The following is a 12,591-nucleotide window of genomic DNA, read 5'->3' on the forward strand; positions in this document are numbered from 1 at the left end:
AACCACTGGCGTGCCGCGGGCGTCGTACCTGCCGACCCCAGGAGGAATCATCAGTTCTACGAAGTTCGACCAGTTGTTCACCGAGGCTGTCCCGTTGATTCGTCGCGGCGATCATCAGCAGGATGTTCCGCCTGAAGTGGGTGGGCGATGGCCGGTGTCGGTCGTACTGCGGCCGCCGGCTGACGGCGCACTGAGTCGGCGGCTCGACGCGTTGACGGTGGAGGCGGCGGCGATCGCGGGTGGTGGGCACTGGCAGACCGGGCAGGTGGGATCGGCGCATCTCACGGTGCGGGCGCTCGAGTTCTACCGGCCGGACGTCGATCCCGACGAGCCGGTGATCAAGCGCTACCGGGCCGCGATGGAACGCGCCGCGAGCACGATCGGGCCGGCCCGGATCGAGGTCACCGGGCTCACGCTCACGCCCGGCACCGTGATGGCTTCGGCTGTTCCGCTTGATGATCAGGCTGATCTGTTCATGGATCAGCTCAAGGACGAGTTGGGGCCGGACGCATGGCACGAGCTCGGCTACGGCCGGCGCGACATCTGGTACCTGAACCTGTTGCACTTCACCGGTGACATCCCGTCGCCCGAGGTGCTGATCGAGTGGGTGCGGGAACACCGTTCGGTTTCCTTGGGTGAGGCAACCATCCGGGCGGCCGAACTCGTCCGCTTCTGGCACGCCCCGGATGGTCCTCGGCCGTTCATGCGACCTCAGCTGCTCGCGTCGGTCCCCCTCGGCTCGTAGCCCAGCTGCGCGGTCAGCGCCGCGGCCCAGCCGGCGATCATGGTGGGGGTGAAGAGGTCGGTGGAGTACTCGATGTCGAGCGTGAAGCCCGCCTCGGTCAGAGTGAAGACGACGTACAGCTCCGTCCGAGCCTGCCCCGGTACTGCGACGCCGCGGGCAGGGAACTCGCCAGTCGGCAGAGTCAGGCTGGCGTGCGGACCGTTGATGACCGTGAACAGCACGGCCGGGTAGGGCAGCTCCGCCTGCTCCGGCAGGGCAACCCGGACGACCTCCGCCAAGGGCAACGTCTCGTGGTCCAGCGCGGAGTACAGGGCCTTGGCCGTCTCCGCGAGGAGGTCAGCCGCGTCGAGCCTGACTCGTACCAGGACGGCCTCACCGAGATAGCCGATGATGCCGTCGTGTTCCGGGCGGCTCCGGCGCGCGCTGGACACCGGCAGCACGATCTCGTCGTGCCCGCAAAGATCACCCAGCCAGCGGGCGAACCCGGCCGCCATGACGACGTACGGCGTGGTCCCGGCTGCGGCTGCTTGACATCTGATCCGTTCGGCGAGTTCTTGCGGCAGGTCTACGTGGTGGGTGGAGCCTTGGCCGGACAAGACCTCCGGTCTCGGGTGGTCGGTTGGCAGGTTCGGCCGGAGTGAGGCACCTGCGAGTGTGGTGCGCCAGAAGTCCTCCAGCTCCGTCCTCGTCTCGCCGGTGAGGTTGGCGCGCTCCCATCGGGCGTAGTCGCTGAACTGACCGGATGGGGCGGGGAGCTCGGCACCGGAGTACAGGGCGGAGAGTTCCTGCCAGAACAGCCGGGCGGACCAACCGTCGTAGATGGCGTGGTGGACGACGACCACGAGTACCCAGCGGTGGGGTGACACGCGGCCGAGGCGGACTCGCCAGAGTGGGGCTTCGGCGGGATCCAGAGCCGGGTGGGCGGCGGCTACGCACCACTCGTGGATCTTGGTCTCGTCGTCGGGCAGGTCGGTGACCGGGAGATCGATCGGGACGGTTTCCAGCACCTCTTGGCGGTCGTCGAAAACCCTTGTCCGCAGGGCGGAATGGCGCTGTGCGAGACGCCGCAGAGCGGCTTGCAGGGTGGGAGGGTCCAGGTCTCCGGAGATGTCGACGCGGGCGATGCCGTTGTAGACCGAGGCGTCGGCCCGGGCGCGGTGGCGACGCAGTACGCGGCGTTGTGCGTACGTCGCTGGTGCGGTGTCCTCGATCTCGATCTTGACCGGGCCGTCGATCTTGGCTGCGAGTGCGCGGATGGTCGGGGCGCGGAAGAACTCGGTGAGGGTGAATTTCTCACCGGTCGTGGCGTGGATGCGGTTGAGCAGGCGGACGGCCAGCAGGGAGTGTCCACCTAGTTCGAAGAACGAGTCATCGACGCCGAGGTCGGTCTTGTGGAGCACCTCGCTCCACACGTCGTGCAGAAGTCGCTCGGTCGGCGTGGTCGGCGCGGTGGTGTGCCGTTGCGGACCGCCAGGCGCCGGGAAGGCTTTGCGGTCGAGTTTGCCATTGGTTGTCAGCGGCAACCGATCCAGCCGGACCCATCGGCGGGGCACGAAGTACTGCGGGAGTCGCGCGGCCAGGCGCTCGGTCAGCTCGGTGAAGTCCACCGGGCCGGCCACGTAGCCGACCAACTCGCCGTCGACCGCGACCACGGCGGCATCAGACGCCTCGGAGTGGCTGAGAACGGCCGCCCTGATCTCACCCGGCTCGATCCGGACTCCACGGATCTGGATCTGGTCATCCCGGCGTTTGTGGAACTCCAACGTGCCGTCCGTGCGCCAGCGGCCGAGATCGCCCGTCGCATACCAACCGGGCGCGAAGAAGGCGGCTGCCGTTTCATCAGGACGGTTCAAGTAGCCGTTGGTGACGCAGTCGCCCTGGACGCAGATCTCGCCGATCGCACCGATCGGTACCGGTCGGCGATCCGCGTCGAGCAGCCGAATCCGGACGCCCGGGATCGGCCGGCCGATCGCCGGCGTTGTGTCGCCCACCTCGACCCGGTGCTCGGTCACGCCTATGGAAGCCTCGGTCGGCCCATAACCGTTGTAGAGCACGCAATCCGGATGAGCGGCGAGGAAGTCGTACTCGACCGCTCCGGGGGTGGTTGGCTCCCCCGCCGCGTAGATCTCTCGCAGCGAGGGCAAGGACGGCCGCGTCGCCAGCAACGCATGGACGGCACTGAACGGCAGGGCGATTCGCTGTACGTCGTACCGGCGGATCGTTTCGGCCAGTACTACGAAGTCGTGGCGGGCCGCGTCGTCGATCAGGACCAGCGCCTGTCCGGCGGCCAGGCAGGTGAAGATCTCGTGCACGCTGCCGTCGAACATCGGGGATGCCCAGTGCAAGCCATCTGTTGGAGGGTGGACGGCGACGTACTGGCGGACGTAGTTGGCGGTGCCTCGGTGTGGGACGAGCACGCCTTTCGGCGTACCGGTCGAGCCTGAGGTGTAGATGCAGTAGGCCAGGTCGTCGGGGGCGACGACTGCTTGCGGTCGTTCGGTGTGGTTGTCGAGCCGCTCGACCAGGAGCCGTGGTTGGGCTCCGAGGTCGGGCATGCCGTCGGTGGTGATGAGCTGGACCGCGCCGGAGTCCTCGAGGATGAAGCGCAGGCGGTCTACCGGGAGTGCGGGATCGAGGGGGAGGTAGCCGGCGCCGCTCTTGAGTACGCCGAGGATGGCGGCGATCTGCTCGGTGCCTCGCGGTAGGCAGATCGCGACGAGCTCGTTACGGTGGATGCCTCGGGCAATCAGTTCGGCGGCGAACTGGTTGGCTCTTCTGTCGAGCTCGGCGTAGGTGAGTTCGCCGTACGCGCCTCTGAGGGCGATTGCGGTGGGGGTTCGATCGGCCTGCTGCTCGAATAGTTGATGCAGGCAATGGTTTGGCTGGTTGCCTGGTGTACCTTCCAGCTCTGCCAGGCGTTCTGTGTCTTCCTTGGTGAGGAACGCCAGGTCGGCGGCCGGGTCGGCGGTGGCCAGGTCGAGGGTGAGCTCCAGATACTCGAGGAGCCGCACGACAGTTGGTTCGTCGAAGAGGTCCGTGTCGTATTCGACGACGCAGCTCAGGCCATCGGGTTGTGCTGTCAGGTAGAGCACAAGGTCGAGTGGGGCTCGTTCGCTGGGCAGGTCGAGCAGCGTGGCGCCGACCGTCGGGGGCGCGAAGGAGACCTTCTCCGTACCGTTCTCGAACTCGACTGCCACTCCGAACAACGGGTTGCGCCCGGCAACGCGCGGTGGGTTGACCGCGGCAACGATCTCGTCGAACGGCACCTGCCGGTGGTCGACGGCATCCATCAGCGACAGACCGAGCTCCCGGGCCAGGTCGGCGAAGTCCGCGTTCTCGGGTACGACGACGCGCAGGGGCAGGGTGTCGATGAACATCCCGATGGCGTCGCGGGCATGGTTGCCTCGCCCCGAGACACCGGTGCCCAGGATGAAGTCGCGCTGCCCGCTGAACCTGGCCAGAACTACTGCGAGGCCGGCGAGCAAGGTGCTGAAGGTGGTGACGCCTGTCCGACTGGCGAAGGAGGTGATTCGCTCGGTGAGCTTGGCGTCGAGGTCGCGCGTCAGTGATTTGCCTGCGCCACTGCGGTTTTCGGGTCGCGGCCGGTCGGTGGGAAGCTGCAACTCCTCGGCGTCGGTGAGCTGCTCGACCCAGAAGGTCACGTCATCGTCCGTCGGGGTCTCGGCGGGCTCGAGGCCGTCGGATGTCGGTGGGAGGTCTGGATCGATGGGCCAGGCTCGGTAGTAGGCGGCGAGGTCCTTGGCCAGGACGGGCGTCGAGGAGGCGTCGAAGATGATGTGGTGGGCGACGAGCAGCAGGACATGGTGCTCGTCGGAGAGCCGGACCAACTTTGCTCTCAGCAACGGTCCGTTGCCGAGATCCAGGTCGCCCAGGCGTACGTCGTACAGGACTGTCTGGAGGTCGTTGCCCGGCTCTGTTGGTAAGCCGAGCTGTAGGCGGTTGCTGACGAAGGCGCGCGGTTCGCCGTCGACTTCGCGGAAGGTGGTGCGCAGTGCCGGGTGGCGGTCGATGACCTTTTGCAGAGCGCCTTGGAGGGCGTCGGTGTCCAGTTTGCCGCGGAGCTCGATGGCTTTGGGTTCGTGGTAGGTGTTGCTGCCGGGGTTCACCTGCTCCAGGAACCAGATCCGTCGCTCGGCTGCGGTCAGCGGTCGTCCTTGGTCCCGGCGTGCAGGGGTTGAGTACTGCGCGCGGAGGGTGTCGACGACCGTCAGGCTCTGCATGACCTGGTCGGGGGTCAGGCCGAAGTCCACGAAACAGGCGAGCTCGTCGGCGCCGGCTGCGAGGATCGAGTCGATGATGGGGGCGGAGGTTTCCGGAGTACCGATGAGGGCTCGCGATTCGCAGTACCGCTGATAGGCCTGGCCGAGCAGGAAGTCGACGTCGTCCGGCGCGGTCTTCTCGAGGTCGATCTGGAAGCCGAGGCTGTTGGTCACCTGGCCGAAGAGGGACAGTGACGAGCGGAGGTAGTCGCAGAACGGCTGGTACGCCTCCGCACGGATCGACTCCAGGTCGTCGCCGAGGTAGGTGTGCAGGAGCACGACGACCCGGCCGGCGCCGGGGTCGAGACCGTGCTCGGCTCGGGTGGCGCGGTAGAGCGCGATGTTGGTGGCGAGATCCTCGACGGACTGCGCCATCAGGTTGGTGACTACACCGATGTCGTTGCGGGCGGCAAGTTTGTAGGACTCCGGGTTGCCGACAACGGCGGCGAACAACGGCGGCTGGTTCTGGAGGGGTTGAGGATGCAGTTTCACTTCGATCGGTTGCCCGTCACCGGCGGTCGCGGAGATCTCCTCACCCGCCCACAACCTGCGCACGGTGTCCAGCCGATCGTAGAGCTCCTCACGATGCTTGCCGTAGTTGCCGGGAGCAAGCACAAAGTCGCGCGCATGCCAGCCGCTCGCGACACACATCCCCGCCCGCCCACCGGACAGGTTATCCACCACAGACCACTCCTCGGCCACCCGAATCGGGTTGTGCAACGGAAGCACCACGGAACCCGCATGCAACCTGATCCGCTCAGTCCGAGTAGCCAGCGCAGCCGCAAGCACCGACGGGTTGGGAAACAAGGCCCCAAACGAATGAAAATGCCGCTCAGGCAACCACACCGCATGAAACCCCCGCCGATCCGCAAACTCAGCAGCCCGCAAAATCAACCCATACTTGTCCCGCTCCGCCGAATCCGGATAATCCCCAAAAAAATACAAACTGAACTCACACCCACCCCGCCGCCCCACACCAGCAACCACCGCCCGCTCCCCCCACGCGGCAGCCCCACTAACCGCCGAAACCATTGCACCCTCCCCAGGCCCGCTGCTCCCAGAACCGGTGCCAGCGGCACGCTCCGCTTGCACCGACGGTGCCACTTCCACCCCATCCACTGCATGCGCCGAAGGCGCTCCAGCGGGTGGAGCGGGAGTGCTGTTGAGGAGTGCTAGTTGCTCCGACATCAGATCCGAGACTCGGTCGACCATGCGCTCGGCCAGCCGCAGCTGCCGATCGATCACCACCTGAAGTCCTGCCTCGGGCGCGGCAGGCAAAGGCCGCGCAGTACGAGATGTCTGAGGTTGCGCACCCGGTGAGAGCTGAGCTGCCTGCGGTTGCTCCGCAGGAGGTTCGAGCTGAGCTGACTGCGCGGGCTCGGCTTGCTGCTGTTGCAGCGCGAGCTGAGTTGGTTGCAGTTGCTCCACGGGCCGTGCGGGTTGAGCTGACTGCGTGGGCTGAGGTGCCTGGTGTTGTGCTGCAGGGGGTGCGGGTTCTGGTGCTTGCTGCTGGAGGAGGGTGGTTAGTTTGGTGAGGGTGTTGGTGTCGGTGAAGAGGCGGCGGACTCCGATGGTTAGGCCGTGGGTTTGTTTTAGGTCGGTGACGAGTCTCATCAGGGAGAGGGAGTCGGCGCCGAGGGTTAGGAATGGGGTGTCGGGGTCTATGGATTCGGGGGGCATTCCTAGGGAAGGGGCTAGGAGGGCGCGGAGCTGGGCTTGGAGGGCGAGGGTTGGGGTTGCGGTGGGTTGTGGGGTTGCGGTGGGTTGTGGGGTTGCGGTGGGTGGGGTTTGGGCGGGTTGTGGGGTGGGTTCGGGGGATGGCTTTGTGTGGGTTTTTGCTAGGGGGTGGTTGGGGAGGGGGATTCGGTGGCCTGTGATTAGGAGGGGCCAGTTGATGGTGGTGCCGGCTTGGTAGAGGGTTGCTACTGCCTCGGCGAACTGATGCTCTGATCCTTTGCGTTGGGTGGGGGTCCACTCGGTGGCGGGTCGGGCGCGGCGGCCTAGAGGTGTCAGGACGGCGTCTGGGCCGAGTTCTAGGAATCGTCTGGCACCGTGGTTCGCGGCAGTTGCGACGGCTAGGTCGAAGCGGACTGGGCGGCGGGCGTGGGTCTGTAAGTAGTGTGCATCGACGCGAGACAGGACGGCGCCGTCGACGGCACTGAACAGTGGTTTCTGCAAAGCGGTGAACGTCAGCTTTTCGGCGTACTCGGCTAGCGGTTCTAGTGCGGGGGTTACCAGCCAGGAGTGGAAGGCTCGGGTCACCGGTAGGCGGCGCCACGTGATGGCTTCACGGTCCAGTAGTGAGACAGCTCGTGCCATCGCGTCTGGCGCGCCCGATAAGACCTGGCGGTCCGGGGCGTTGACCGCCGCTACCTCCACGCCGGAGGAAGCCGCGATCCGTTGCGCCACGGGCAGTTCCGTGCTCACGGCAACCATCTCGCCCGGCTCCAGCGCGGCCATCAGTTCCCCGCGACGCGCGGTGAGCAAGGCGCCGTCCGCCACGGACAACGCCCCGGCGGCGTACATCGCCGCGAACTCCCCCACGCTGTGACCAAAGACGAAGTCCGGCTCGACACCCAGCGACCGCCAAACCTCCGTCCAGGCGACCTGATGCGCGAACAACCCGACCTGCGCCACCTCAGCCCGGCCCGAGACAACCGGCTCCCCCACCGCTCGCTCGACCTCGTCGAAGACCGCCTTGGCCGCGTCGAACGTGCGGTACAACCAGTCGGACATCCCCGGATAGGCACTCCCCTGGCCGGTATAGGCAAAGGCGAGCGGGCCCCCGGCAACAACCCGCGGTGTCGAGGCCAGCGCAGACGCCAACTCCCCGGTATCGGATCCCGTCACGGCCCAGCGATGCGGGTAGTGCGGCCTCCCCACAGCCATCGTCGTCGCCACATCGGCCGCCTCCAGTTCCGGATGCGCCAGCAAATGGGTCCGCAACGAAGCCGCGAACTCCACCAGCGCAGCCTCCGACTTCGCCGAGACCGGCAGTACTACGGCCCCGGTACGCCGCTCGCTTCGCGCCCTCACCAGCGGTTGCTCCAACACCACATGAGCATTGGTCCCGCCAACTCCGAAGGAGCTGACCCCAGCCCGCCGCGGCGAGCCGTCCGACGCCCAGGCGCGCCCCACCGTGGTGAGTTCGAACGGACTGTCCTCGATCCCCAGCTCAGGATTGGGCTGGTTCAGGTTGATCGTCGGGACCAACTGCCCATGCCGGAGCATCAGCACCGCCTTGATCAGCCCGGCCATGCCCGCGCAGGAGTCCAGATGTCCCACGCTCGCCTTGACCGACCCGAGCGCGCACTTCGCAGTACGGGCGCCGCCCTCGCGGAAGACGCGGGACAGTGCTTCGAACTCGACCGGGTCGCCGAGCGCAGTACCGGTTCCGTGAGCTTCGACGTACGAGATGGTTTCTGGTCCGACGCCAGCGCGCTGCAAGGCGCGGCGGATCACCTCGGCCTGGCCCGCGATGCTCGGCGCCGTGAAGCCGACCTTGCCGATGCCGTCGTTGTTGACCGCGCTGCCGAGGATGACCGCGTGGATGGTGTCGCCGTCGGCGATCGCCCGGTCCAGCCGCTTCAGCAAGACGGCTGCGACCCCGTTGCCGCCGACCGTTCCGTCAGCTTCGGCGTCGAACGGACGGCAGCGCCCGGTCGGCGAGAGGATCGAGCCTTCGACGTACTGATACCCAGCATCCTGCGGCAGCCGAACCGCAGCGGCACCGGCGATCGCGAGGTCGGCGTCGGAGTCGAGCAACGCCTGCACAGCAAGGTGTACCGCGACGAGCGAAGTCGAACAGGCCGTCTGTACGCCGATCGCCGGCCCGGTCAGCCCGAGCCGATATGCCACCCGACTGGCCAGGAAGTCCGCGGTGTCACCAATCGTCGCCTGCATCGCGGTCGGTACGTCGTCGACCGCCACACGATCGCTGGTCAAACGATCCTGATGCCCGTACAGATTCATCCCCGTCCCGGCGTAGACCCCGATCCGGAGGCTCGACGGATTGGCCGCATAGCCGCCGTTCTCCAGCACCTCATGCGCCACCTCGAGGAACTGCCGATGCGCCGGATCGGTCAGACCCGCCTCCTTCGGCGACAGCCCGAAGAACTCCGCATCGAAGGCATCCGCATCCTCGAGCACCCCACCGGCCGGCACGTGATCCGGCCCGCCGTCCCCCACGAAGCGAGACACGCTCTCCACGCCACCCACCAGATTGGCCCAGTACTCGTCGACCGTCCGCGCCCCGGGGAACCGCGCCGCCAGCCCAATGACCGCCACCCGCCGATCGACCGGCCGCTCGCTCACCTCAGGACCTCCAAAACCAACAGCGTTGGTGGCCGTGATCCAAGAACTCAAAGCCCGCACCGTCGGATGCTCGAACGGCACAGTCACCGGTACGTCGATGGCGAACCGCTCGGCCAGCCCGGCCCGCAACCGGGCGACCTTGATCGAGGTCAGTCCGAGTTCGTACAGCGGTACGTCGTCCCGCACCGCCCCGTCGACGAGTTCTTGCACCAGCCGACGCACCTCCCCCAACACCTCACCAGGTGAGGGCGCCACCGCGGGCGGTTCGTCGTACCGGCCGGCCTGGTAGCACTCGCGGAGTTCGATACGGCGTACCTTGCCGCTTGCAGTTCTCGGGAATTCACCCGCAGGCACCCGCACGACCTCCGCCGCCGTCAGCCGCAGCCGCCGGAACAGCGCGGCCCGGATCGCCGATGCCACATCATCCGGCGCGCCCTCGTCTTCGAAGAACACCACCAAGTCCTCGGTGCCGGTGCGCGCATTGGGTACTCCGCAGGCGCCGACTCCACGCAGGCTCACCCCTTCGACCGCGCCGGCAACCTCCTCGATCTCGTGGCAGAACAGGGTGTTCCCGTTCAGCACGACGCGATCGCTCTCCCGCCCGGTGATCACCACCTGACCCGCCGAAACGAAAGCCAGGTCACCCGTCCGGAACCACTCGCCATGCAACGCAGCCTGCGTCGCCTGCTCGTTGTTCACGTAACCGGCCGTGATGCGCGCCGACTTGACCTCGAGGCGGCCGATCCGCAGCTCCGGCAGCACCTCGCCTTGCTCGTCCGTCACGCGAACCGACGCTCCAGGAGCCGGCGGGCCGACCGCGGCGAACGTCGTACAGTCCTCGTCGGGCACCTCCGGGCCGGCAAGCACCAGGTCAGCCGCGAGCGACGACTTGAGCACCCGGACCACGCCGCCGTCGGAGGTCAACTGGCCGACGGTGATCGCCGTGGCGGTCTCCGCCATCCCCCAGCACGGCCGAAAGGTTTCCCTGGCTAGCCCTGACCTCGCGGTCGCGGCGAGGAACCGATCGACGACCGGCAAGACGATCTGCTCGCCGCCACTGACCAGCGACCTGATGCTGCTCAGGTCCAGTCCGTACTCCGGTCGCGCGGCCAGCTCGTCAGCCGCGAGCTGGAGCCCGAACGTCGGCGACCAGGCGTGCGCGACGCCGTACTGCGCTGCTTTCTTCAACCAGAGCAGTGGATCCGCGAGTACGTCGGCAGTCGGCAGGTGCACGTTGGTCGCGCCGGCGAACACCGGCAGAAGGTGGTAAAGCAAGAGCGCACCACTGTGGTCGACGGGCAGCCAGTTGAGCATCGACTCCTCTGGCCGCAGGTCGAGCGAGCGTCGCGATCCGGCGGCGAACTCCATCAAGCCGCGATGTGTGAGAGCCGCCGCCTTGGGAGCGCCGGTGCTCCCCGATGACAACATCAGGAGCGCGATCTCCTCAGGCGCCGGCTCGTGAAGCTCCTCAGCCTGCGGCGCCAGCGTCAACTCCTCGGCCAACTGCACCAAGAACGGCTCACCCGCCAGCACGGCGGCATTCGCTCGATCGGTGAGGATCGGCGGGCTGTCCAGCAACTCCCAGGTGTGGCGCACCCGATCAAACACCGGCGATCCCAACGACACTGGCTCACTGATGACGGCCGGCCGGATGCCGCCCAGCAGACAACCCCAGAACGCGGCGAAGAAGTCGTCCAGCGGAAGACCCAGCACGATCACCGAATCCCCACTGGAAAGACCCGCGGCACGCAACCCGCTCAGCGTCCGCCGCGCCTGGTCGAGCAGCTCCGGGTAGGCGAGCAGACCTCCCGGCGTACGGACACCGGCCGCAGGAAACTCGGCAGCCGCCCGGACCAGTGCCTTGACCACATCGGCCGGATCATCCTGGGCCGGTACCAGCCGTGGGCCGTGGCTGATCGACGCGTTCACCATCATGTGTTCTCCTCACTGAGAGCAACAGAAAGACCAGTACGCCGATCAGCGCGATGCCGTGGAACCCAGCGACCACAGGGAGCGCCGGCCAGGTCGCCAGCAACCCGGCGGCGACGACCATGCCGCCACCGAAGGCGAAGTTCTCCACGCTGGCCGACAGCCCGAAGATCCGCGTCCGCTCCTGACCGGGCAGGGTCTGGAGGGTGGACACGTAACCGATCTCGGTGACGCCGTCGGCCAGTCCCGCGACCAGGCAGACCGCGATCAGCCAGCCCGTGGGCAGGCCGGTGAAAGCAAGGACGAAACAGACCGACATCACGCAGGTCGCGGCCGCGAAGACGTGATGATCGAGCGTCGCCTTCAGCCGCCCGATCACCAGCCTGCTGACGAGTTGGTGGGCACACAGACTGCCGATCGCCCAGGACGTCATGAACTCGGCCATCAGACTCGCGGGGTTCGCCGGTGCCGTAGTACTGGCGAAGATCGGCAGGGCGACGTTGTGGCCGGCAGATGCGAGTGCGTCCAGGCCGCGCACCACGACCATGCCGGCGATCAGTGGCGGCAACATCCGCCAGACGGCGCGACGAGCACCTCCATCGCCGGCCGCGGGCTCAGCGGTCGGTCGTGGGTCAGGCCAGGTGACGAAGGCCAGCGCGACGGCGGAGACGAGAAACGAGCCGCCGTTCACCAGGAAGGCCGTGTCGTAGCCACCCAGGTCGATGATCAACCCGGCCGACCCGAACCCCAGCACGGTGGCCAACGACCGGGCAGTCACCAACCGGCCATTAGCCCTGGCCCGCTCGTCCGTCCCGACCAGCTCCGGTACGCCGCTGCGCAACGCGACGACCAGCGTGGTGTTGCCCACCCCCAGGATCACCGCGACGAGGAGCAGCACGACCAGACTCGGCAAGACGACAAGCGCGACCATGGCCGCCGCCTGCAACAGGTCCATCCCGATCAGCAGGGGTCGCCGATTGACCTGGTCCAGCACCTTGCCGACCACCAGTCCGGTGCCGAACCCGGCGCCCAGCCGGATCGCCATCACCACGCCGGTCGCCCAGGCACTCCCGGTCAGGTGGTAGCTGAACAGCCCCAACGCGATGAGATTCAGATAGTTGCCGTACGACGACACCGCATACCCGCCGACCACCAACCAGAACCCGCGCGGTTCCCGGGGCCCACCCATCGACGACCCCCTCCTCTTCGGTCCCGGCGGACGAGATCCGGCAGCTAAAGACCAAGAGGACGGCAGACGACGGTTTTGATCCAAACGTTTGTCAACCGGTCCATCGCATGGACGCAGCGCTCGAAGAGTGGACC

The 12,591-nt window shown here is 67.2% G+C and carries 3 protein-coding genes; 1 reads left to right on the forward strand and 2 read right to left on the reverse strand.

Annotated elements, in window-relative coordinates; all coding sequences use genetic code 11:
- The first annotated feature begins 136 nt into the window (after positions 1-136).
- Positions 137-745, forward strand: a complete 609-nt coding sequence (locus tag AB0F51_RS13350; protein ID WP_360278677.1) for a hypothetical protein — start codon at positions 137-139, stop codon at positions 743-745.
- Here the strand turns inward: AB0F51_RS13350 and AB0F51_RS13355 are convergent.
- Complete coding sequence (locus AB0F51_RS13355; RefSeq protein ID WP_360278680.1) at positions 712-11,274, reverse strand: MupA/Atu3671 family FMN-dependent luciferase-like monooxygenase; 10,563 nt, start codon at positions 11,272-11,274, stop codon at positions 712-714. The two genes, AB0F51_RS13350 and AB0F51_RS13355, sit on opposite strands and share 34 nt — an antisense overlap.
- Positions 11,219-12,457, reverse strand: a complete 1,239-nt coding sequence (locus AB0F51_RS13360) for an MFS transporter (protein ID WP_360278683.1) — start codon at positions 12,455-12,457, stop codon at positions 11,219-11,221. The genes AB0F51_RS13355 and AB0F51_RS13360 overlap by 56 nt, the downstream gene beginning before the upstream one ends.
- Positions 12,458-12,591 lie beyond the last annotated feature (134 nt).

Source organism: Kribbella sp. NPDC023855 (genome assembly GCF_040639475.1).
Lineage (GTDB): Bacteria > Actinomycetota > Actinomycetes > Propionibacteriales > Kribbellaceae > Kribbella.